The following is a 25,169-nucleotide window of genomic DNA, read 5'->3' as shown; positions in this document are numbered from 1 at the left end:
TGAAAGAGTATTGTTCTTCACCATTAGTCATTAAGAATGAGAAAATAAAAAACCTCTAATATGAATTATTTCATAAATAGAGGTCTAGTTAATTTATTGTGAAAATAGAGAATTAGCAATAGTACTGGCTCACATTTAAGTTTGCATAGTACTAATACAACACGTTGAATTAAACTATAAGGATAATTATTTTTTTTCACAGCTTTAAATTCAGGACTATTTATGAGTCTCTTAGTATCTTTAACTTTTTGGGTAAAATCTTCAATATTTTTTATCCCTATACTATTTTGATATATGACATAACTAAACTCCATAAGATAATATGCATTTACTTCTTTAATAATATTTGCGTCTATCTCTTTACCAAAAAATTCCATTAATTTATTGTATAATAATATCTGTATTCTTTCTTTTTCATTATTATATTTATTTGTCAAACTGGACGTTCGTTGAAAATAGATATATAAAGGCTTTTCGAAGATGTAAACTTTATTGGCCTTAGAAAAATAATCAATATTAAATAGCGCATCTTCACCTAAACGTAATTCATTATTAAATTTTATTTTGTATTTATCGATAATCTCTTTTTTATATAATTTATTCCACGGTGCAAAAGCAAGACCCATCTTAAGCAATTTAATGAAATCTTTTTTAATATCCCTATCTAATGAGACTCGTGTAGATAAGGAGTGGATTGTTTCTTGTTTCAAAAAATTCATTTTCTTTACGCCACAAACTACAATATCGGAGGGTTCATTAGTTATACAATTTATCAGTTGCTCCAGCATATCCCTTGCTAATTCATCGTCACTGTCAACAAACTGTATATATTCACCCTTTGCTAAGGAAATACCATAATTTCTTGCATTGCCGGGTCCGTTATTTTCAATATGAAATACTCTTATTCGAGTATCTTTTTTTGAGTATTCATCACAAATTTGACCACTTCGATCCACCGATCCATCGTTTACTAATATTACTTCAAAATTATTAAATGATTGATTTAGGATACTATTAATAGTTTCACAAACATATTTCTCTGCATTATATATCGGCATAATGATGCTGATCAATGGTCTTACTGACATTATCAAATAGCTCCTCTATATTCGATATCATTGCTTGAACACTGAAGTCTTTACTTCTTTGCGCTCCTTTATCTGAATAAAGATTTTTGATTTGAATTTCTCTTTCAATAAACTGTTTCATTCCGTTATATATACCTTCAACACTATTTTCTACAAGGACTCCGAATTCAGATTCTCCTAACACTTCTTCAGGACCTCCGCATTTTGTTGAAATGACTGGAACTTTTAATGTCATAGCTTCAATAATCGCAATGCATAAGGCCTCTGTTCTTGAAGCAAGAATAAATGCATCAGTTTCTGGTAGATATTTATACGGGTTATGTTTAGCACCAAGTAAAAATATATGATTGTTCAAATTTTTCTCATGGATCATTTCTTGGAGCTGTTTATTCATACTTCCACCGCCAATAATATAAACCTCAAAATTATTTATCGACTCATTTACAAGTTTTTCTACTGCCAGAACTAACCTATCAATACCTTTTTCATAGCTTAACCTTGAAATGGTTGAAAAGGTAATTTTCTCGGGATTATACGGTATGTCTTTATTTTCTCTTGAAAGTAACTTTACCTTCTCCAAATCTACACCGTTATATATCAAATGAAAATTATAAAAATCCCCAACTACCTTTTTAAAGCTATTCTCACATTTTTGCGAATCCATAATAATCTTGTTAAACTTCGAATAACACCTAAATTGCAGCTCTTTAGTTCTATGACTTTCTAAACCATAATTTTGGTACTCCATATCTCCATGGATCCATGCAATTTTAATTGAGCTTTTATTCGGTGAAGCTGCCACTATTTTTTCTGGCATACCTGTTTTAAACGAGATTTCTATATCAAATTTTTCTTTTATATTTCTTTTATATATTTCCTCAGGGTTAAAATATCTAATTACTCTGTAAATACCTTTATGTTGTTTTTTTAGCCAGCTAATTTGCTTTACATTTTTATTTATTAGTTTGTCAAGTTCTCCTCCGTTAAATAATTTAAAAACAGTTATTTCATATTTATCTTTTGAAAGATTATTTACAATATCAATTAGTAGTTTTTCAGCACCACCCAAAGTCATTTTATCAATAACAAATAGGATTTTTTTCATACTCTCACCCTCCTATAATAGCTCCGTCGACCTTTTCAATATCTTACTTTTTATAAAAGGTGTTTTAAACAATGTCCGCATAAAAGGGTAACCTCCAAAAGTAAAGACAGCTAGAATTCTATAAATCATTGGAATGTTAGCACTCTTAAGATAAAAAAGACTATTTTTTCTTATTTCTTTCGTTAATATTGAACCCATTTCATTAAATTCACAGTTTCTATATAATGACTCAGACTTTAACATATCTAATAAAGAATTAATTAATGATAAATTTAATCGCCATAATAATTGTCCACTGAGTTCAGGAAAGGTAGCGTCTACATATACTTTAAACTCTCTAAAAGCTTGGAGACAATCCAATTTCCTTATATTAAATTTTGACCTCAATATACTCCCTTGTCTTTGAGTATAGTAATAACCAATTTTATTAGAGTAAGCTATTTTATTTGCTCCAGCAAAAAGTTTATAGGTGGTAAATATATCCTCATACAATCTTCCCTCTGGATATCTTACATTTTTAAATAGTTGAGCTTGATAAAGTTTGTTTACTGCATAATGTTTGATGTACTTTTCTTCAATTAAAGCCTTAATGGCTTCTCTCCTATTAAGAACTGTTGAATCAACTACTAAACCATCATGCTCTGAATAATCGTAATAAACTTTAAGTACAGCACACATTGCAATCTGACATTTATTATTTAATATTTCTCCCAAAAGATTCTCATACAGATCTTCAGTTATATAATCATCACCATCAATAAAACCAATATAATCTCCAGTAGCTTTATCTAAGCCTGCATTTCTAGCGGAGCTAAGTCCCCCATTGGGTTTATTAATAATCACGATTCTTTTATCAGTTAATGCAATATTATTTATTATCTCTTGGGTACTATCGATGGAGCCATCATTCACTACAATAATTTCTAATTCTTTAAAGGTTTGAGAAGTGATCGATTTAAGACATTTCTCAATATATTTTTCAACATTATAAGCTGCTACTATTATACTTATTTTCATTTTATTACCCGCTTTATGCTTAAAATTTTCGCAGCTAATAATATTAATTTGGCATTATTAGTTCTTAAAATAAGCTCTAAAACTCTGGTCGAAATATCATCATAATGATTCTTATTTAATACATCTCTGATATCTTTTCTTAATATGATATTGTTAATTTTGTTAAGTTTTTCATTATACGTTAACGAACAGCTACTTTTATAAAAATCCATAAAATAAGCCATAATATCACGGATTACCATCCGGTTTATCATGGCTTGATTTTCAAAAATTTTATCCCAATAGGTTAATAACTCTTTTAATTCCATCAGAAGGCTATATCTTAATTCAAACCGATTTTTCCGAAATTTTGAAACTAACCCCTCGCCTTTTTTAACCGTATAATTAACCAATGGTTTATTTGAGATTTTTACATTTTGTATATCTCTTATAACAGACAAATTAAATTTTAAATCTTCTCCAATATTTAAATCTGGTGGGAATATTATCTTATTTTCTTTTATATACCTTGTTAAGTAAATTTTGTTCCAGGGAGCATTGATCATCTCATTACTAATTAATGAAACGGCAAAATCCCGAAAATTTTTCTTGTTATTAAATTCTAAATTTTTATAGTCCGGTAATACACTTTTTGAATACTCTTTTCCATATTGAATGATATAACCAAAAATTACCAATTGAGTCCCTTCATCAAGCTCAGGTATTATTGTTTCAAAGGCATTTTCCACATAATAGTCGTCTGCATCTAGAAATAATATATACTTGCCATTAGCATGCGTTATCCCCTTGTTTCGTGCAGAACTAACCCCAGAATTTTTTTCATTATAAAGTTTGATACGTGAATCCTCATTAGCAAACAATTCAATTATTTGCCTACTATTATCATGAGATCCATCATTAATAAGCAATAGTTCAAAATCTGAGAAATTTTGATTTTGAATACTTTTAATTGCTCGTTCAATAGTTTTTTCAGCATTATAAACTGGTATTATAATTGATATTAATGGTAGATCCATCAATTTTTTACCCCTCTACTTGTTAAACATAGAAAATAAAATAAGATATAATAAAACCATAAAACAGATCTTCGTAAATCATTAATCCCTAAGCCGTACATTAATAAAGAAACAACTGCACATAAAATAAAAGTATTCATATATGTAGCTTTTGTCATTTTTAAAACTAAAAAGAGGTAGGCGATGCCAGCTACTGCCCCACCTTGGGTCAATATTTGCAGGAAAGTATTATGAGCCTCAAATCCCCCAAATACCTGGGTACCGCTATAAGAACCTGGACCCAATCCAAATATTGGTGAATGCTGCCAAGCTTTAATTGCATTCCCCCATATAATAAGTCTATTTTCACCATTTGTATCTCCTTCAAAAAAATCATTGACTAACGCTAATACCTTTTCAAAGTTGAAAAAAGCAATAAAAATGATAACGCAAATTAATACAACATTGATACTTAGAGATTTATTTTGTTTATTTAAGAATTGAGAAATTTTTAAAAAACAAAATAAAACAGCTGAAATTCCCCATGCTGAAACTAAGGTGGAAGAAGTAGTAGCTAAACCAATATTTATACATAAAACAATACCCAACACCGATAAAATTTTATTGGTAATCTTCATTTCTTTTGACAATATATATAGTCCTATAAATGGTAATGGAGTTACAAAATAAGCAAACTGGTGATAATCATTGGCAAATGGTGAAAAAATACTGGATCCAGCGTATGTTAAACTAAAACCAAATAAACTTCTTGCCCCCTGTAAATACAAAAAATACAAGATTCCAATTACAAATAATCCCCCAAAATAAATAAACCGTAATAAACTATATAGATTTGTAAAACTATTCCTTTTAAAGAATAACTCAAACGAAAAACATAAAAATAATATTACAATATATGCTCTATAATCAAACTTAACCGATTGAGGTGCTATATCCAATAGAGTATTTACGGCATATCCAAACGTGATGATCGCAATATAAAAAATCCAAAATGTTGAAAAGATATGTTTATTCAAAGATACTAGAATAGTGTTTCGACCGAATACTTGTAACACGCAAAAACACAATAGAATCAGTTCACCAATTCCGAACATTCCAAACCTTAGTGATGTAAAACCAAAAAATAAAATCATAACCAAAATTAGTATGTTTTGAATACTAAATGTAGCAAATTTCTCCTGCTCTATAATATTCTCCATAAATATCAATACCCTTAAATGTGTTAATATTTTTTATTTACTTCTTTCCTCGCTTCAAATTGGGCCATGTAATTATAACTAAACATAAACCTCAACCAAATTTTCTATAACTCGGTCTACATCATAATTTTTTATGAATTCATGTGCATTGGAACCCAGTTTCTCTAAGAGCATCCTATTATTAATAAGTTCTTCTATCTTTTCTGCAGTAATTCTTGAATCATTTACATTGACTAAGAACCCATTAACTCCATCCACTACAAGATCTCTGATCCCTCGTATATTTGTTCCTATTACAGGTTTTTTACATGCCATCAACTCCATAATATTTCTCGGAAGTCCCTCGCGATAAGACATCAGTATTCCAATGTCACACGCTGTGATTAACTCATTAATATCACTTCTTGTCCCCAACATCTGTATGTTTTTATCCAGCCCTCTACCCACTATATCCTTTTTTATCTCTTCCAAAAGTGGGCCATCACCCGCACAAATCACTTTTACATTAATACCTTTCTTGTGAAGAATTTCAATGGCATTTATCATTTGTTTATGATTCTTATTTTTATTCACTTCAGCAATCATTATAATTACAAAGTCATCTTCCCTTAGCTTTAGCTTCTTTCTGATCTCACATTTATTAAATAAATTAACATTAAAAGAAGATAAATTTACACCTACACCATTTACCTTGTATACCTTCTTGACATTAAACCTCTGAGCTCTCTCATAATCTTCAAGATTCATTGTTATTAGGGTGTCAGTAAAATTAGCCATCATTTTTTCTAAGGGATAATAGATACCCCAATTTAAAATTGGAGCTCCTTTATAAAAGTGAAATCCGTGTACTGTATAGATCGTTTTTAGTTTTGGGAACTTAAGCTTTAAAAGTCTCCCATACAACGCTGCAATGGGAGTATGCACATGAACGATATCATAGTTATTTTTAGCCTGTAGCTTCAGCAAATCCTTATATGCTTTTAAATTTATCGGATGAAATGGGTTCCTAGTAAAAGGAACATGAAAAAACCTTACGCTTTTACCTGTAAGGTTTTGGTCTATTTGAGTATCGATAGAGCATGCACAGTCAACTTTGTTGCCGTCAAATATGAGTTTTTCTATATGGGGAATTAAAAATGCATTAATTGTTCTATTCAAGGTCGTTATATATAGGATTTTTTTCACTATTTTTCACCACCTTTAAGGAACAGATTTTCTTAACTCTCACTAATACAGTATGAGTCGAATTGAAGATAAATAGTGTAGCTAAGATTTTTTGGGGAAATCAGTTAACATATACTTGTTTTTTTCAACAAGGTTTACCAAATATTCAGACAATTCATTTTTTAAATCCTCTCGTTTCAATGCAAATTCAATCATAGTTTTAATGAATCCCATTTTTTCACCAACATCATAACGAATTCCTTCAAAAGCATAAGCATAAACAGCTTCATATTGGTTTAAGGAGGCGATCGCATCAGTAAGCTGTATTTCTCCTCCAGCTCCAGGTTCCTGATGACTTAATATTTTAAAAATTTTCGGACTAAGAATATATCTACCCATTATTGCAATATTGGATGGTGCCTCTTCTTGGTTAGGTTTTTCGACTAGATTACTAACTGTATATATACGATCGCCTATTTTACTCCCATTAATAATTCCATATCGAGATACTTCTTCATTGGGTATTTCCTGAACGCCCAAAACTGAGGCATTATATCGATCGTATTGTTCAATCATTTGCTTTAAACAAGGTTTTTCACCATTCACAATATCATCTCCTAACAACACTGCAAATGGTTCGTTCCCAATAAATTTTCGAGCACACCAAATCGCATGTCCAAGCCCTTTTGGTTCTTTTTGACGTATGTAATGAATGTCAACAAGTTTTGAAGCCTTTTGAACCTCATTTAGCAAGTCATATTTTCCCTTATCATATAAATTTTGCTCTAATTCTAATGAATTATCAAAATGATCTTCGATTGCTCGTTTTCCTTTGCCCGTCACAATTATAATATCTTCAATTCCTGACTCTACTGCCTCTTCAATAATGTATTGAATTGTTGGTTTATCTACAATTGGAAGCATTTCTTTTGGCATCGCTTTTGTTGCTGGTAGAAATCTTGTTCCTAGGCCAGCTGCTGGAATAATCGCCTTCTTTACCTTCATGTAGCACACTCCTATTAAATTGATAATACCGATTGGAAATCTTCTTTTCTGTTTGCAATCATTAATAGTCTTTCTCTAAGTTCATCTTTATCCATCTTTTCAAAAGTATTAAGTAATGTTTCTATTTCTTCGATATATAGCTTAGATGTTTTACCAATATAGATTTTCGGATATATTTGTTGTTCATGGATCTCTTCTTCTTTTAAAAGTTCCTCAAATAGTTTCTCACCTGGTCTTATTCCAGTAAATTCTATATCGATTTCTTCAATAGAATTTCCTGATAGCTTAATTAAGTTTTTTGCAAGATCAACTATCTTAACCGGATTCCCCATATCTAAGATAAAAATTTCCCCACCTTTTGCAAGAGCTCCTGCCTGAATCACTAATCTAGAGGCCTCAGGTATCGTCATAAAATAACGGACCATTTCTGGGTGAGTAACAGTAACGGGACCACCCTTTTCAATTTGCTTTTTAAATAAAGGAATAACACTACCACGGCTCCCAAGTACATTTCCAAACCTTACAGCCACAAATTTTGTATGACTATCCTTATCCATTTGCTGAATTGTCATTTCAGCGAGCCGTTTCGTTGATCCCATCACACTAGTTGGATTTACTGCTTTATCTGTAGATATCATTACAAAGGTTTTTACTCCATTCCAACTGGCTGCCTGAGCAACATTCTTAGTTCCTATCACATTATTTTTTACTGCTTCCTCAGGATTACGCTCCATCAGTGGAACATGCTTATGAGCCGCAGCATGATAAACTACATCAGGGTGGTAGGTCCTCATGATTAGGTCTATTTTTCTCGCATCCTGTAAATCGGCAATTTCCGGGATAAACTCGATATGAGATTCACAGAAACTCTCCTTTAATTCCATTTCAATCGAATAAATACTGTTTTCACCGTGCCCTAACAGAATAAGACGGGAAGGACAAAATGAGGAAATTTGCCGACAAATTTCTGAACCGATTGATCCACCAGCACCCGTTACAAGAACTGTTTTTCCTGTTAGATATTCCGAAATACTTTCAATATCTAGTTGGATAGGCTCTCTTCCTAACAAATCCTCAACCTGGACATCACGAAATTGATTGACAACAATCTTCCCAGTTACTAAATCTTCAAGCATCGGAAGAATTTGCGTTTTTGCTTTTGTATGAGCACATTCTTGGAATATAAAGTTCAACTCTTTTTTCTTGAGAGAAGGAATTGCAATCACAATATTATCAACATCGAATTTTTTTACAATCCATTGAATCTTATTAATCCCCCCGACTACCGGGACTCCCAATATGTCGAGATTATGCTTTTTTTCGTCATCATCAACGAATGCAACCGGTATGAGGTCTGATTGCTGATTTTTTAAAAGCTGCCTGGCAACCATCGTACCAGCAGAGCCAGCCCCCACTATCAAAGTTTTCTTTTTGTTCTTATTCAAACTCATAAAAGAATTTCGAGACAATCTCCACCAAAACCTTGAGCCACCAATAAGTATCATATGTAAAATCCATGTAACTACAAGTAGCCTGATAAAGGTCTCTTGTACAGTAATTTTCTGTACAATTGCAGCTACCACAATAGAACCGGTAACTACCTTAAAAATTATCAATAATTCCCCAATACTTGCATATTCCCATGATTTCTTATATAAATTTAACTTAAATGATAAAAGATGATGACTTAACAAGATAGTAACCGCTGTTATAATAATAGGTAATGTAATAACGCTTAGAGTTGCATTTACCAAAAACCTACTAAAGAAAACAGCTGCGATAACTATGCAAGTATCAACAAAAACAAATAATGACAACCTTTGTCTATATGTCATTTCTTCTCTCCTTTCAAGTAGTAATTTATTTACTATTTTTTTGAAGACTGATGGTTCTTTATCGATTACATAAGCAAAAAGCTCTCCAACATTGTTAAAATTAAAATCTTCCATTATTAGACCTTTCAAGATCAAATAATGGAAAATTTCAATAAAAATTTGGGGCATTTAACCCCCCCTCACATCACGCTCTTGACGACCCGCGTCTAAGGACTATTTCAACCCACAGCATGACCGAGTGCCTTCATTGATAGTGGTAAGAAGACATCACCGAAACCCTTTATTCGCTTTTTTGTTCTCAATAGAGAACATTCAGGTCAAAAAATTTTCTTCCATCTTATGTAACGTTCCTTATTCTTATATGGAAGATAATAGACTTGTTCTTTCCTTAAAATACGAGGATTTTTTATTCAAAGTTCCAAGTGACCCTAGCTTTTACTTTTAGCCTTTTTTTTAATAGTCGAATTATTTGTGTTTATTTTGGAAACTCTACTTAAAACAGGAGCCATTTCTATTTGTTCCGCGTTTTGTTCTGACCTTATTGTCTCGTTAAAAAAGTCTAATAAAAATATAATTCCAATACCAGCAACGATTCCTACCACAAAACCTATCAATATCTTTTTCTGATGGTCTATGTTTATGGGATTAGAACTAACTTTTGCTTTGGAAAATACTCTGATATCATTAAAATCTAAAATGTTTGGTATTTCCTTTTTAAAAACAGCAGCAGTTGTATTAGCTATTTTTGCTGCCATCTCAGGATTTGTATCGACAACAGATATTTTCACTATAGATGAACCACCTATGCTCTCAGCTGAAACTTGTCTACTTAAATCATCAGGATTTCTATTTACATTTAACTTCTCAATTACATATTCTAAAAATGCAGGTTCTTTTATCATAACCAAAAGGGTATTCATCAATTCAGGTTCTGCATTTATGATCACTCGTGAAGATGATTCGTAAAGGGGCTTAGTAAAAAACAAACTATAAATACCCGCAAATACTGAAAATAAAAAGGCAAATACAACAACTAACCAAAAACGTTTCTTTATGACATAAAAAAACCTTTTGATGTTAATTTCTTTTTCCATGTTTATCCCCACGTTTCTTCTCTATGTATTTAGAAATTTTCCCCTTTTTAATCTATACTCAAAGTTTATAAAAATATAAACATCCTATTAGAAATTTTTTAAACTATAGTGATTTTCTTTTCTAAGTTAAAGGGATAACACTTTTATTTTTGTTTTCCTTAAAAAAAATTGCCATTCACTTTCACCCTCCGTTTTGATTTTTCCATTTTATATAATCAACAATGGTTTTGAATTCTTTAATTTGTTCCTTCTCAATTTCTAAATCTTTTATCTCTTTTATGAAATCAAGCCATTCATTGTCAAAATGTGTTTCTGACTGAGTGCATTCACCAGTTATAAGCAACGTTTTAAGATCAACATCAAGAACCTTTCCAATTTTTTTTATTACCTTAATAGAGGGATTTTGATTTAAGTTTCTTTCTATGTTACTTAAATAAGATTTTGAAATTTGAGCTCTATCAGCAAGTTCAGATAGGGTAAGCCCCTTTTTTTTTCGAAACTCATTTATATTTTTTCCAATCATTCAATCTACCTCGTTTGAATTATTTTATAAATCTCAAGTATTTATAATTTTCACAAGGATTTGTAATAGGTCGTGTATTTTTGATTTTTTATACGAATTAGATTAGTGATGTAACAAATCAAATCATCAAAGACTTAATTGATTATTTCGAAAAAGAAATTAAATCTGCAGAGGAAATCAGAAGGGATTCGTTCTCTTTTGAGAACGTTTTTTCAAAAAAAAAAAAAAAAAGACAATTTCCTTTAAGGAGATTAGCTATTTTCTCTCCTTTCATCATTATTGTCATACCACTTTTTTAAATAATTCACATTGAACACCGTTTCTATATAAAGAACAATTTGTACTTATAAAGTATCACCTAATTAAGGGGGTGTCAATTCAATCTAAGACTTTAAAAATCTAAAAATTATTACATAAACTGCAGGGTTGTCGAGATCCCCCGACAACCCTGCAGTTTAATCTGACTATTTTCGTGTTATTCCATCAATCCATATTTCCTCTTAAAACGGCTTAAAACAGCAATCCACTTTTTCCCAAATAAGACAAAAAAGACTGTATTGGAAACCGCATGCATGAAATCAAATAGAGCACTACCAGCAAAATATGTGAGTACGGCATTCATATCAATTACGTTTCCATATTGACTTAATGAGAGAATTCCCCACACGTTCATAATCCAACCAAACAAAAATCCCCACACTACACCGAAAACAATTTTTCCCCATGTAGACTTCAAGAATTTCGTTCTTCCCAGCAAACCGGCACTGAATCCGACCAAGCCCCAAGCTACCATCTGCCAAGGAGTCCAAGGACCTTGACCGAGGATCATGTTTGATGCAAGTGCTGCAACAGCTCCAATGATAAAGCCACTTTCAGCACCAAACACGAGGCCTGAGATCATAATGATAAACGTGGTTGGCTGGACACTTGGAAGGCTGGCAAACGGAATGCGCCCGACCGCGGCAATCGAAGCCAAAACTGCTATGAGGACTAGCTCTCTCGCTTCGATTTTTCTATTTTCAAAGCGGGTAAGAATCAAAAGAATAGCTGAAGCAATTATTCCAATGCTAATTAAAAAATAGTTTTCTCCCCACCATATTGTAAGACCAAGTAGGATTAACGCAACAATTGGCAGACCTATTTTTCCTAATGCCCTTATGTGTTGCATACACGAACGGCCTCCTCAAGCGTCATAATACTACTATTAGGTACATGGTGAAATAATCTTTGAATCATTGTTGTATAAAAGAAGTTCCCTTTAAAAAATTGGTTCGGCAGCCCTTCTGATGTAATTTGCCCCTGAAACATCATGCCACACTTCGTGGCGTGCTTTGCTGCAAATTCAATATCATGGGTGGACATGACGATGGTAACTCCGTCAGCTTGTAGATTTAAAAGAATAGAGCCCAAATTTGCTTTAGACACCGGATCAAGTCCCTTAGTTGGTTCATCAAGCAATAGAACTTCGGGTTTTCTCAACAACAAACAGGCTAATGCTGCCTTTTGAAGTTCTCCGCCGCTAAGATCATAAGGATGCTGATGTTGGAGGTGCAAAATTCCAAGTGATTTTAAAAGATCATCAACTAGATGCTGATCCGTTATGCCCCATTGTTTCATCGTATCGTGAATTTCTTTTTCTACTGAATCCTGTATAAAAAAGAGTTTAGGATTTTGTGGGAGATAGCCAATTCTTTTTACTAATTCGTTTTTCCCCCAAGCTTTTAATGGCTTTTCATGAAAAAATACTTTTCCAGCTGCTGGCTTGAGCATTCCACAAATCAACTTTAAGAGTGTCGATTTCCCTGAGCCATTTCCTCCTAATAATGCATATGTTTCTCCTTTATTTAAGGAGAATTCCAAGTCCTTTATAACCATGTCATCATCTCTGTTATATAAAAAAGAAAGATTTTTGATATGGAATAATATTTCATTGTGATTTTTAACCAACGGTGAAGATGTGGCTTTTGGTTCAATAAGATTGATTTGCTGAATCCAACGTTTTCCTTCCTTAACTGTTAACGGTGGAAAAGCATGGTCCCCTGTGTTTTCTGCACTTAAATAGAGTGCAGGAATGCTTGGAACAAAAACACGATTAGGAGAATCCCATAGCATTTTCATAATCTGCTTCGGCTCCCCAACGTGCGTGATCTCTCCCTGATCCAGCATTACAATTTTATCGGAAATTGTAAAAAATTCTTCTAATCTATGTTCAGCAACAATAATGGTAATGCCAAACTCTTCGTTTAGTCTGACAAGCATATCCAACAATTCTCTTGAACTGACAGGATCGAGCTGTGCCGTGGGTTCATCGAGCAATAGGATATCCGGCTGCATTAATAAAACCGAGGCTAAATTTATTTGTTGCTTCTTTCCACCTGAAAGCTCATAGGTTTTCCGCTCTAATAACGACTCAGCTCCGAAGAAATGGACCATTTCTGCCACTCTACTTCTCATTTCTGTCGTTGAAAGTCCCATGTTTTCAAGGCCAAAGACAATTTCCTGCAGGACGTTTTCAGCTACTACCTGATTTTCCGGATCTTGAAAAACGAAGCCAATTTCACTAGCGGGTCCATCCGATTCTGAAATGGAGCGATGATTTATTACTATATCACCAGTAAATTTACCATGGGGTCTAATTTCCTTTTTCAATAAACGCAACAAGGTACTCTTTCCGCTTCCTGACGATCCAAAAAGTACAACAAACTGCCCTTTTTCAATTTGGAGGGATAAATTGTTAAGTGCAGGATGAAGTGCATCCGGGTAGGAGTATGTGACATTTTTCAGTTCAATTTGCGCCATTTTAACATCCCTCCAATTTCAACAAAAAGTGGGAATCCTAAAAATAGAAGGAATTCCCCAAACACCGCTGTGTCCATGACGGATAATTTCAGCGTTTCAATTAACGGATAAATCGTTAAAAACCCATACCCTAAAAACCGGCCATATAAAGCTAATATCATGAAAAGAACTAAATAGATGATAGCTGTTAAATCAGCCTTTTTAAATCGAAAATAATCATAAGTAGAACGAGTTCCCAGGCCGTAGCCTCTAGCCTTCATCGAATCTGCCGTTTGGATCGCTTCTTCAAGTGAGTACGTTAGGAGAACTTGTACATATAACAAGCCTGATTTTACTCTACTGTTCCATGAACCAGACCTAACAGATAGCCCTTTACTTGTTTGAACCGCTGAGATTTCCTCCAGTCGTCTTTTCATCAGCGGAATAAAGCGCAGCGTTAACATCAATAAAACTGCAAATTGCGGGAGGAGCTTTGAAAACAAATAGAAAATTTTATTGGGGGTCATGACCTCATTATAGGAAACAAAGATGGCAATTACCCCCATTATCGATAAGGCGGTTGTTACCCCGAACATAGTTGCTTCAAGAGTAAACTGCCGTTTAAAAATATTAAACAGAACATGACTTCCATTTTGATTGAACAATGGGTTCAGTATAATAATGATAACTCCTGTTGATACCATTAAAAAAAACCATCGCCGCAAGCTTCTGCAGCGATCTTGTATAAAATGAAAGATAACAATAATTACTAATCCAACTACTAAAACAATTGGATGAAACAATAGCATAAGTAAAGCTAATACACCCACATAATAACTAAACAAAACGAGCGGATGAAAACGCTCAAAGCGCTTTTTCATGACCTCTCCCCTCCAATTAGTTATTTGTGTAGCTCCATACAATATGGTCACCGTTCTTGACCTTGACGGCTCCAGCTCCCTGCATGACTAAAGTGCCATTTAATTTATAGATCCAACCGTTAGATCCTTTAGCTTCAATATTGTTTATTCCAATCACGTAGGCTCTCGAACCACTCCCACTATATTTTACATAAATATCGTTCTTTTTTGTAACTTGAAGAAGAACATCAAAAACCGTCGCACCTTCATCAATCGTTTCCTTCGTTTCACCGATAATGGTCCCATGACCACTTGGACCAATAATAGAGATTGTTACGATTGGTTTAACTGGCTCAGGGTTTGTTGGTTCCACGGGTTGTGCTGGAGCAACTGTTCCACTGTTTGTATTGGATGTTTGCTGGTTCGTAGTTGTATTATCGGTAACATTACTTGAATTACTAGTTCTATTATCAGAGGTTGTTGTTGGTGCTTTATTTACCACGGCTGAAGCTGATTGTTTGCTTTCTACATTTGCTTCTGACTGCGTTTGTTCATTTGCGCCATTTTCTATATCCATATTACTCTCATTGACTGTGGATTGTTCGTCTGATTCTTCCTTTGAATCTTCTTTTGATTCTTCTGATTTCTTCTCTTTACTATCTTTCTTGGACTGCTCAAATTTTTCTACCTTTGGACTATCCACCTTATTTGTTTCAGAATTCCCACATCCAAAGAGACTGAAGGTAAGTATTATTACCAACATTAATTTTGTATATATCCATAGCTGGGGCATGTTACTTCCCTCCTAATGTTCATTAATAAAATCTAACATAAAAAATATTCATTGAAAAAAGGAACCCTCCTGTTAGAAACAAGAGGATTCATCTTGATGTTATGCCCGTTTACGTTTTCCAATCATATAAATTCCCAACCCTAAGAACATAATCAATAATCCCAGTGATAATGTATTGTACCCATTTGTTGCAGTATTTGGAAGGAGCTGACCTTCTGCTGTATTTTTCGCGGCATCCGCTGTAGTTGGTGTTTGATTCACTACTGTGTTTGGTGTTTCAGTTTGTTGATTACTTTGCTGTGGTTGTTCTGGTGTTGTTGGTTGCTCTGGTGTTGCTGGTTGTTCCGGTGTTGTTGGTTGCTCTGGTGTTGTTGGTTGTTCTGGATCCATACCAGGTACCAGTAAATTATACAATGAACCTCTATTGTTTAAATATAGCTGGTAAGCAACAAGTCCAGGGAAAGCAAATTTCGTTGAAATGGAATCACTTTCTTCACTCCACCCGCCATCTTTAATAAATCCCCAGAAAAATCCACCATCATCATTTTGAAATGTCATTAAATATTCTACTAAACCTACCCCATCAACAGCATAATCAGCGCTATTTGCATCAATGCCTAATGCTGAAAGTGCCACAATAACAGCCGATGCAGAACCACTATTTTTCAACAATTCACGATGATTTTTAATAAATAATAATCCCTTGTCTACCGCAGCTTTAACTTTATCTTGATCCTGATAAGGAGCCAATGCTGTTAATGCTTGAGCAGTGGTATCAATATCGAACCAACTATTTTTTTGATAATTATAACTCCAACTTCCGTCCTCAAATTGATTGTCAACTAATTCATTGATAAGCTTTTCTCGATTCCAAGCCGCATCTTCAGGAATAGCAAAATTTCCACTATCTAGTGCAAGAAGTGCAGAATAAACACCATTTAATAACTGTCCTCCACTAGTTACATCCCCTTCATAAATTGATTGGGTAAGGTTATAACCAGAGATGTTTGTTGGATCGCCTCCAGCAGCTAAAATTCCCATTGAGTATCCTTCATAATCGGTAATACTGTTTAGTTCCCCTTTTTTATCCACTACTTCTTGAGTTACAGTTGACAAATATGTATCCGGAACTTTTTTACCAGCTTTTTTTAAAGCAACAATTACATCCCATTCAAATACTTTATTATTTATCAAGTATTCTGAACCAATATTAACAGATTTTTGAAGATTTTCTTTTATTAGGTTTCCTTGTTCAGCTGCATGCGCTGTCGTCTGAAACCCTCCTTTAAAAATGGACAACAACATTAATAAAACAAGGAAAATTTTCGTATTTCTTTTCACTTTCATTTCTCCGACTCTCCATTCCCTAAAGTATTAAAAATTACCACACAAAAAAACCCCCCTAAATTACTAGGAGGAGGTCTTTGCAAGTTAAGCAGTAACAAAAAATATGTCCCTGTCTTAACACCCTCCTATCCACGTAGGCATTTGGTGAAAAAAACAGGCAGGTTTCCTGGCTCATGATCATTGCTCCCTATGCCTTCCCATCTTTAACGACAGTGGCAAATTATAGGTTGCTCCCATTTACAGTGGCGGGACCGCGTTGGCTTGCACCAAACTTCCCTATTAAGCTTTAAATCTGTAATCTATAGAAGATTTTAGCACCTGTTTATGAATCTAATTTTAATATCATTTTTCATTATACAAATTATCGACTTCATTGTATATCTTTTTTAACTTTTTGTGTAGTATTTTCTGATTTTTTAAAAAATATGTTGAATCAACTCGACATTTAATGTTAACCGTCGAATGAAACAAGTTGACGTACTTCAACATCCCAAGTATGCTTAATGTATCCCACTATTATTCATAAATAAAACAAACCGCATTAATCTCAATGCGGTTTGTTTTTTTTCCATAGCTGTGCACAACTTAGTTATTCATCTTTTACCACTTTCACATCCACTTCCACTGACAATGTTTGTTTCGCGGTCCCTTTGTATATCCCTTTTACTGGAACAATATCTCGATAATCACGGCCATGGCCAACCTTCACATATCGCCAATCAATCAGACCGTTATTGGTTGGATCAAAACCTACCCAGCCGATTCCAGGTACATATGCTTCAACCCATGCATGTGAGGCTTGGTTATAATCAGCGTGCCCCCCTTGAAGATCTCCGATAAAATGATATCCACTTATGTATCGAGACGGTATCCCTTTAATCCGACAAACAGCACTCATTAAGTGCGCAAAGTCCTGGCAAACGCCCCTTCTAAGCTTTACCGTTTCCTCTACTGTCGTATGAACATGTGTTGCATTAGGGTCATATATAAACGATGAATAAATCGTTTCTGAAATATCTCTTAATAGCTGGTAGACACTCCCAGAAGATTCTACATCAGGGAGTGTCGCTGCATATTTTTTAATTTCCTCGGTGATAAATGTATAAGAAGTCCCATTTAAATATTCTGCAAAGGTATTCTGAAACGGTTCACTCTTGATAATTTCTTTTTCTTTTTTTAAAGGCAAAAGATTATACACATTTTGGTCTGTCTCATGGGTAACAACCAAAGAGTGAGATTTTATGACAAGCTCTCGGTGTGGTTTGTTAACAGTAAAGGCATGAGCAACATTTCCAAAATAGTCCTGATAAGAAAATAACTCGGTATCCGGGGCAATCGTAAGCAAATGCTTTACACATGATTGCCGGGAATCTGTTCGGGGTGTCAAACGGATTTCATTGACACTGTCCTCCACGGATTCTTTGTAGGTGTAAATTGTCTGATGAAAAATCTCCAATTTCATACCATTTCAGCCAGCTTCCGGGGTAAGTTCTCTATTACTTCTTCCTCTCTGTCATAAACAAAACACTTCTCTATTTCTTGGCCGATTTGGTTACAACCAGTAACAATATTCGCAAGGAAGTCACGATGCTGTTCACACGTCTTTCCTTTTAAATCAAGACATTGATAAATTAACGCTCTCAAGCGATTAACCTGTCGAATTACCTTTGTTAAGTGATCCAATTGAAATTCAATTTGCAAACCTTTCAAATTTTCCTCCAGTTCATATAGCGAATAATAAACAGAACCCGGGAAAACTGGATTTAGAAAAAGAAACTCAATCACCTTATCCAGCTTCACTTCATCTTTATGGACTCTTCTAAACGTTTCAAAGCCATCTACACTTTCCAATAACGTGATCAAGCGATGATAATCACCATAAATATCCTTCAAAGTATCCCCATTAATAGAATATAGAAACATCTGCATCATTCGTACAGCGTTTTCGGTTCTTTCTAATTGCTCACCAGCTTGCATAAATCTCCATTCAATTTCATGAAGCATGGAAGAATCTGCAATACTTTGAAACAACAAAACCTCATTGCGAATTTTTTCAAAGAAAAGAAATGGGGTTTGCTCTGTACCTTTTTGACCTAATAACCATAAATAAAAAGTATTAATCTTATCCCACATTCTATTAGTAGCATATTGTCTGACGGACCTGACATTATCTCTTGCCATACTAAGACAATTTAATATTGAGTTTCGATAATTACGATCAAATGTCATATATTTAAGAAGATTACTTGGCTGTAAATCTATTTTCCCTCGTGCTTCAGAAGGGATATTTGATAAAACACCAGCCATTCTTCCCTCAAGATCAATAGCATGATTCTGCTTATCTAACAATCTATGATGAGCATATAAATTAACATCAACCAAACGAGCAGTATAATCAATTCTCTCTGTGTAACGTCCTATCCAATAAAATGATTCAGCTACACGATTTAGCATACTATCCACTTCTTTCTATAAATTTAATATAGTACCCAAGTATCTTTACTTCCTCCGCCTTGTGATGAATTAACAACAAGACTGCCTTCTTTTAATGCCACTCTTGTTAATCCTCCTGGAAGAACATCAATTTGTTTATCTCCCATAAAGGCGAAAGGCCTTAGATCGACGTGTCTTCCTTCAATATTGTTTTTTACCAATGAAGGAACACATGATAGATTAATAGTTGGTTGTGCAATATATTTTTCAGGAGATTTTATTATTTTTTCTTTAAAATCTGCGATTTCCTTTTCGGTGGAGCTTGGACCAATCAACATCCCGTACCCGCCTGATAATGAAGTTTCTTTTACAACCATTTCAGACAAATGCGATAACACATAATCATAGTCATCTTTTCTAGATAATATATAAGTAGGAATATTACTTAAAATAGGTTCTTCATTAAGATAAAAACGAATCATGTCAGGAACATAGGTGTAGATTGCTTTGTCATCTGCAATACCTGTACCTGGTGCATTAGTAATCGCCACATTGCCTGCACGATAAGCATTCATTATCCCCGGAACCCCTAAGACAGAATCCGAACGAAAGCTTAACGGGTCAAGAAAATCATCATCAACACGCCGATATACAACATCTACTTGCTGAAGTCCTTTCATCGTCCTCATATAAACCTTCTGATTCATTACCTTTAAATCCTTACCTTCAACAAGGGGAATTCCCATTTGCTGCGCTAAAAATGTATGTTCAAAATAAGCGGAGTTATAACTGCCAGGTGTCAATAGTACAACCACTGGATCTTTTTTATTATTTGGAGAGAGGCTTCTCAATACAGATAAAAATGTATTTAAACTATGTTCAATTGGGCGAACTTTATGTTGAAAAAATAAATCCTTAACAAGACGGCGCATCCAAAAGCGATTTTTAAATACATATGACAAACCGGAAGGAGTTCTCAAGTTATCCTCTAAGACAAAATATTGTCCTGACTCATCTCTAATTAAATCTATTCCGGAAAGGGGAATATATATATCTCCTGGAACACTGACCCCCATCATTTCTGGAAGAAAATATGGATTGGATATGACCATTTTTCGAGGAATGATCCCCTCACGGAGGATGACTTGTTCATGGTAAATATCTCGAATAAATTGATTCATTGCCGTCACTCGTTGTTTTATTCCTTTTTCGATCATATTCCATTCATCTGCAGGGATGATCCTGGGAATGATATCTACAGGAATGGTCCGTTCTAATGAATCGCCTTCCTCACCATTATATAAAGTAAAGGTTACACCTTGTTTCATCATGTAAGATTGCATCGATTGTTGTAATTCTTCTAATTCTTTTCCTTTCATCTTGCTAATCAAGTCATGAACATGTTCATAATGAGTTCGTATTTCCCCTTCCTCATTAATCATTTCATCAAAGGTGTGTTCAAATTCATAGTTTGAAAACATGATGTTCCTCCTTCATCCTTTTTTCTAAAGTAAACCAATGGAAATAATCAGGATTTGTCATAAAAACTCGAATTATGTCAGAAATACTATCACATAAAACAAAAAAAGTTTTTTTATATCAATTGGTTACAGAATAGATTGTTATGCGTTACATCATTTTACTTAATATGTAAGTTTTTCTAACATGAGGATACCACTCGCCAACAGGTGTTGTCAATGTCTCAAATTTAAATATTCTGTAAATTTATTGTTTTTTTACTATTCTGCTATCTGTTGAGCTCTTTGTGATCTTTTGGCCTTTTACCTTAAAAACAATAAAAAAACGGCCTGGAACTCAATCCAAAGCCGCATTTTATGTATTTTTATTTATAAAAATTATTTATATAAAATGTCATCCCGTAATGAAGCTACTTTCGTTAAAGCTTGATCAATGTCAGCTTCACTTACTCCATAATGCGCCAAGGCGTCATGCAAATGATTAGCAATGGCATTAAAGTGTTCTGGCTGGAGGTTCATTCCTTCATGTGCCTTTGCCATCGATTGTCCAGTGTATTGATTGGGTCCACCTAAGGCAAAGCTAATAAATTTAGCTTGGTGTCTTCGTTGTTTTTCCATATCAGTTTGTTCAAAGAATTGATTAACTCTGTCATCCTTTAACACGAGGTCATTGTAAAAATAGTCTACCACCTTTTGAATAGATTCTTCCCCACCTAGCTTTTCGTAAAGATTCTCTTCCATTTTTTATCCCCCTTCTAAATGGTTACAATTTTAAGATTTCCACACAAATCTGGTTTTTATTCTCAATTATACTATTTTCCATTATTAAAGAAATCAGTCTATTTTCATGTATTGTTATTCTTGGTAGAATTCATATTTAAAAATTTAATTCCTATTTCTTTTAGTCTCTTTTTATCAATTTTCCCAACATGAGTTTTCGGCAATTCAGGAAGAAAAATAAATTTCCTCGGGATTTTATATTTGCCAAGCTTATATTCACAGAAAGAAACTAATTGTTCCGCTGTGATTGTCGTTGAGTTAGCAACAACAAAAGCTGTTACAACCTCTCCCCATTTTTCGTCAGGTATTCCGATAATTGCCGCCTCGATGATATCTGAATGGGATCCCAGCCAATTCTCTATTTCGAGAGGATACACGTTTTCTCCACCAGTAATAATCATATCTTTTTTTCGACCGACAATATAAAAAAATCCTTCCTCGTCTTTTCTTGCTAAATCCCCTGTATGGAGCCACCCATCTTGAAATACTTCCTCCGTTGCCAGGGTATTGTTCCAATAATGATCAAACACATGCTTTCCTTTTATTATAATTTCACCTACTTCATTCGGTTCCGCTTCACGACCATCATCCGTAACCAACTTAATAGTATTCAAAAGCATCGGCTTGCCCACTGAACCTCTTTTTTGATTGGCTACGACAGGATCAATGAAGAAGTTATTTGGTCCTGCCTCTGTTAATCCGTATCCTTCTTTAAAGGCAATTCCCTTTCTGTTAAAAACCTCATAAACCTCCAATGGACAAGGTGCTCCTCCAGAAAGGAAGGTTTTAATGGAAGGGAAAAAACTATTTTGAAACTCTTTTGTTTCAAAAAGCATATGGTACATCGTCGGCACAAAGATAACAATTGTACACTTGTATTCATTAATAAATTCAATCGATTTAACCGGACTGAACGCTTCTGTGATAACCACCTTCCCCCCCATCAATAAAAGTGGAAGGGACAGGACATTTAGCCCTCCAGTGTGAAACATAGGCATGCTCGTTAACGTACAATCTCGATCGGTTAAACTCCAACTCAGGATCGTATTGATCGCATTAAACAGAATAGAGCGGTGGGCAAGGACTACCCCTTTCGGCTTCCCCGTCGTTCCCCCCGTATAAATAATTAGCGCTGCATCCTCTTCAGCAACCAAAGTATCTACTGTTAAACAATATTGTCCATTTACAATTTCATTAAATTCACTATTGTTTATGCAAAATATCTTGTCTTTATCTGTATATAATTCATCTATTTTATCTTGAAATTTAGAATGGTAACCCATTAGGATCGGTGAACTATCAGCCAAAATATAGTTGAGCTCGTCTACTGATAATCTCCAATTAAGCGGAACAAATACGGCACCTATTTTGGTACAAGCAAACAATAAATCAAAATAGGCAATATGATTAGGGGACAAAAGGGCGATACGGTCTCCTTTTCGGACTCCCCTTTTGACAAGCCACGCAGCAATAGCCCTTGCTCTAGAATTTATCTGAGCATAGGTGAAGATTTGATTTTGATCCGCATCAATAACCGCTGTTTGATCCGGCGATAAACTTGCTCTATTTTCAATCCAATCTATCTCCCGCCACATCGTGATCTCTCCCTCTTTCTTAATATTCCAATCTTAAGAAAAAGAAGTTACATCCAAGTTACACGTTATTTAAAAGAAATAAATGATTAAAGCACAAAAAAGGAAAATAAGTGCTTAAAATTTATACTTATGTGGAAAATAAAAAGGAATTAAGCTCTTAAGGTGGGTAATTAAATGAACAGACTAGTACGTACATTAGTCATTTTCTTGGCATTAATCGGACTCGGCTTTGGAGTTTTTAGGTTTACAACGTTTGAATATGCCTATACACCTCCTAATGAAAAAATAGTGAATAAAAACCAAGGGTCTGCAAAGGTGCAATCAATTTCTTCTGATGAAGAAGCTGGATCAGATGAGCAAATTCAACTAGGAAAGCAGATGTTTTTTGAAGAGTCTTTCGGAAACGAGGTATTTTTCACTGATATTTTAGGATTATTTGATGGGGCATTAACGATTCCAAATATTTCTAAAGCCATCTTAAGATTAAAGGGGGAAGGAACATCAAACCTGAAGGTCGAAGCGGCCCAATCATTTCAAGCAGGTAATAGATCGATTAAAAAAGGGGAGTTAATTAGTACCGGCCTAGACGTTGCCAAAGGGTCCATTCTTCCTTTAGGGATAAAGTTTGTTGTCGATCAAGGCAGAGTAAAAGCAGGAGTAAGCTGTGCCGCCTGTCATGCAACCGTAGATGATAACGGAAAGGTACTACCCGGTGTCCCTAATTCCGATGTCGATGTTGGTTTGGCACTTGCGATGGGTACCAATACAGCTGGTTACTTCACTCACACTGAAATGAAAAGCATTAAAGATTTTATTATTAAAACTAAGGAAAACACAGAAAACACCCAGAAAATTTCCTTACCCGACAAAGAGAAATTAGAGAAATATGTGGACGCTGAACTCGTTAAATGGCCAAAAGGAAGCAATGATACAACAATAGATTTTAATAACGACCCAGTTCAAATTCCCGATTCCTTTACATTGGGCGATCATCCCTACGGATGGAGCGGTCAAGGGCAAATCGGACCATTTACGGGATTAAGTGCTGCCATTAATAATGCCCATGGGCAAAACATGGATACTCTGTCACAAACGGAAATCTCTGAACCGGTGTTAAACATTGATAAAGAGCTCTATATTGGAACAATACTGCAAAATGCAGCCAACAAAAAGTTTAGATATGATCCCAACAGTAATCAAAAGCCTTCCAAGTTTTTCGAAAGCGTTGATCCTACTCCTGGCAATCCTGGCGTCAATACATTAGTCAAAGCGGTCACATTCCCGAAAATATCCTTTACCACAAGCACCGGAATGCTGCCGAGCTCAGAAGGATATAAGGTTTGGGAACAATTAAATGCCATTTCCGCTTATATGAACTCTTTAAAGACACCACAAACGGGTTTAGAGCGTGATGATGCAGTGTACGCGGAAGGTCAAAGAATTTTTTCAAGGGCCGGTTGCATTACATGCCATAGCGGAGAGTATTATACGAAAAACAGTTTGGTTAAGGTAGAAGAAATTGGGACAGAACCTTCAAGGGCAGGAGGATTTAAAAAAACAGAACTTTATTTTGCGGATCCCAAACTCTATTCCTCCGAGACTCCTGTACCCATACCAAAAAATCCAAAGGTTAAAAAGATTCCTTTAAGCGAGCAGCAGAGAAAATCTTTAGAACTAGGATGGGCACACGGCAAAAATAAAGGTGCCTATAAAATTCCAAGCCTTTATGGATTATATTGGAGCGCCCCTTATTTACATGATGGGGGAGTAGCGATTGGTGAAAATTTTGAAGTCGGAATCCCCAATACATTAATGAAAAATAAAAAAGCCGATCCCTACAATAGCTTACAAGCGCTAATTGATTCGGACATAAGAAAAATGGTCATTCAAGCAAACCAATCTGCCGAAGAAACGAGCACCGCCCACGTTTCCGGTATAGGACATGAGTTTTGGGTGGATGAGTCAACTGGGTTCACCGACGCTGAGCAAAGTGCACTTATTCACTTCTTGCTACGGCTGACGGATCAAAAATAATTGCAAAGCACAAAAAGACCGAAAT

The 25,169-nt window shown here is 34.6% G+C and carries 21 protein-coding genes and 1 riboswitch; of the genes, 1 reads left to right on the top strand and 20 read right to left on the bottom strand.

Annotated elements, in window-relative coordinates; all coding sequences use genetic code 11:
* Positions 1–65: 65 nt before the first annotated feature.
* From ACI48O_RS03000 to menE, 20 genes are all read right to left on the bottom strand, one after another.
* Positions 66–1,088 (bottom strand): glycosyltransferase family 2 protein, encoded by a 1,023-nt coding sequence (locus ACI48O_RS03000; RefSeq protein WP_435560225.1) that lies wholly within the window; start codon positions 1,086–1,088, stop codon positions 66–68.
* A complete protein-coding gene (locus ACI48O_RS02995; protein ID WP_435560223.1) occupies positions 1,045–2,193 on the bottom strand; it encodes a glycosyltransferase in 1,149 nt (382 codons plus the stop codon). Before ACI48O_RS02995 ends, ACI48O_RS03000 begins: the two co-directional genes overlap by 44 nt.
* Before the next feature lie 12 nt (positions 2,194–2,205).
* The gene (locus ACI48O_RS02990) at positions 2,206–3,210 is read right to left on the bottom strand and encodes a glycosyltransferase family 2 protein (protein ID WP_435560221.1); all 1,005 of its coding nucleotides are present in this window, start codon (positions 3,208–3,210) and stop codon (positions 2,206–2,208) included.
* Positions 3,207–4,226, bottom strand: coding sequence for a glycosyltransferase family 2 protein (locus ACI48O_RS02985; RefSeq protein ID WP_435560220.1), 1,020 nt, complete (start codon positions 4,224–4,226; stop codon positions 3,207–3,209). The genes ACI48O_RS02990 and ACI48O_RS02985 overlap by 4 nt, the downstream gene beginning before the upstream one ends.
* Positions 4,226–5,425, bottom strand: coding sequence for an O-antigen ligase family protein (locus ACI48O_RS02980; protein WP_435560218.1), 1,200 nt, complete (start codon positions 5,423–5,425; stop codon positions 4,226–4,228). The genes ACI48O_RS02985 and ACI48O_RS02980 overlap by 1 nt, the downstream gene beginning before the upstream one ends.
* A gap of 78 nt (positions 5,426–5,503) precedes the next feature.
* Positions 5,504–6,610 carry a glycosyltransferase family 4 protein gene (locus ACI48O_RS02975; RefSeq protein WP_435560217.1) on the bottom strand — a complete coding sequence of 369 codons (1,107 nt, stop codon included), beginning with the start codon at positions 6,608–6,610 and terminating at the stop codon, positions 5,504–5,506.
* Positions 6,611–6,691: 81 nt separating this feature from the next.
* Complete coding sequence (galU, locus tag ACI48O_RS02970; protein WP_435560215.1) at positions 6,692–7,594, bottom strand: UTP--glucose-1-phosphate uridylyltransferase GalU; 903 nt, start codon at positions 7,592–7,594, stop codon at positions 6,692–6,694.
* Positions 7,595–7,608: 14 nt separating this feature from the next.
* A complete protein-coding gene (locus ACI48O_RS02965; protein WP_435560409.1) occupies positions 7,609–9,429 on the bottom strand; it encodes a polysaccharide biosynthesis protein in 1,821 nt (606 codons plus the stop codon).
* A gap of 428 nt (positions 9,430–9,857) precedes the next feature.
* Positions 9,858–10,523, bottom strand: coding sequence for a YveK family protein (locus ACI48O_RS02960; RefSeq protein ID WP_435560214.1), 666 nt, complete (start codon positions 10,521–10,523; stop codon positions 9,858–9,860).
* A 181-nt stretch (positions 10,524–10,704) separates the two neighbouring features.
* Entirely contained in the window at positions 10,705–11,046 is a 342-nt protein-coding gene (locus ACI48O_RS02955; protein WP_435560212.1) for a helix-turn-helix domain-containing protein, read from the bottom strand.
* Between the two features lie 475 nt (positions 11,047–11,521).
* A complete protein-coding gene (locus ACI48O_RS02950) occupies positions 11,522–12,214 on the bottom strand; it encodes an ECF transporter S component (protein ID WP_435560210.1) in 693 nt (230 codons plus the stop codon).
* A complete protein-coding gene (locus tag ACI48O_RS02945) occupies positions 12,202–13,845 on the bottom strand; it encodes an ABC transporter ATP-binding protein (RefSeq protein WP_435560209.1) in 1,644 nt (547 codons plus the stop codon). The genes ACI48O_RS02950 and ACI48O_RS02945 overlap by 13 nt, the downstream gene beginning before the upstream one ends.
* Positions 13,827–14,705 carry an energy-coupling factor transporter transmembrane component T gene (locus ACI48O_RS02940; RefSeq protein WP_435560207.1) on the bottom strand — a complete coding sequence of 293 codons (879 nt, stop codon included), beginning with the start codon at positions 14,703–14,705 and terminating at the stop codon, positions 13,827–13,829. The genes ACI48O_RS02945 and ACI48O_RS02940 overlap by 19 nt, the downstream gene beginning before the upstream one ends.
* A gap of 16 nt (positions 14,706–14,721) precedes the next feature.
* Positions 14,722–15,477, bottom strand: coding sequence for a DUF4430 domain-containing protein (locus ACI48O_RS02935; protein ID WP_435560206.1), 756 nt, complete (start codon positions 15,475–15,477; stop codon positions 14,722–14,724).
* Positions 15,478–15,576: 99 nt separating this feature from the next.
* Positions 15,577–16,824, bottom strand: coding sequence for a prenyltransferase/squalene oxidase repeat-containing protein (locus ACI48O_RS02930; protein ID WP_435560205.1), 1,248 nt, complete (start codon positions 16,822–16,824; stop codon positions 15,577–15,579).
* A 139-nt stretch (positions 16,825–16,963) separates the two neighbouring features.
* Positions 16,964–17,161, bottom strand: a riboswitch (cobalamin riboswitch).
* Between the two features lie 252 nt (positions 17,162–17,413).
* Positions 17,414–18,286: a transglutaminase family protein gene (locus ACI48O_RS02925; RefSeq protein ID WP_435560204.1), complete on the bottom strand. Its 873-nt coding sequence runs from the start codon at positions 18,284–18,286 to the stop codon at positions 17,414–17,416.
* The gene (locus ACI48O_RS02920; RefSeq protein WP_435560203.1) at positions 18,283–19,278 is read right to left on the bottom strand and encodes an alpha-E domain-containing protein; all 996 of its coding nucleotides are present in this window, start codon (positions 19,276–19,278) and stop codon (positions 18,283–18,285) included. The genes ACI48O_RS02925 and ACI48O_RS02920 overlap by 4 nt, the downstream gene beginning before the upstream one ends.
* 23 nt (positions 19,279–19,301) lie before the next feature.
* Entirely contained in the window at positions 19,302–20,738 is a 1,437-nt protein-coding gene (locus tag ACI48O_RS02915; protein ID WP_435560202.1) for a circularly permuted type 2 ATP-grasp protein, read from the bottom strand.
* A gap of 375 nt (positions 20,739–21,113) precedes the next feature.
* The gene (locus tag ACI48O_RS02910; protein ID WP_435560201.1) at positions 21,114–21,476 is read right to left on the bottom strand and encodes a group I truncated hemoglobin; all 363 of its coding nucleotides are present in this window, start codon (positions 21,474–21,476) and stop codon (positions 21,114–21,116) included.
* A gap of 104 nt (positions 21,477–21,580) precedes the next feature.
* Positions 21,581–23,110: an o-succinylbenzoate--CoA ligase gene (gene menE / locus ACI48O_RS02905; RefSeq protein WP_435560200.1), complete on the bottom strand. Its 1,530-nt coding sequence runs from the start codon at positions 23,108–23,110 to the stop codon at positions 21,581–21,583.
* Positions 23,111–23,284: 174 nt separating this feature from the next.
* On the opposite strand from menE, the gene ACI48O_RS02900 reads away from it, so the two are divergent.
* Positions 23,285–25,144 (top strand): electron transport protein, encoded by a 1,860-nt coding sequence (locus tag ACI48O_RS02900; protein ID WP_435560199.1) that lies wholly within the window; start codon positions 23,285–23,287, stop codon positions 25,142–25,144.
* The last annotated feature ends 25 nt before the right edge of the window (positions 25,145–25,169 follow it).

Source organism: Neobacillus terrisolis (genome assembly GCF_051233475.1).
In the GTDB taxonomy this organism is placed as follows: domain Bacteria; phylum Bacillota; class Bacilli; order Bacillales; family Cytobacillaceae; genus Bacillus_BU.
The sequence above is the reverse complement of the archived record's forward strand: the minus strand, read 5'-3'. Positions and strand labels throughout refer to the sequence as shown.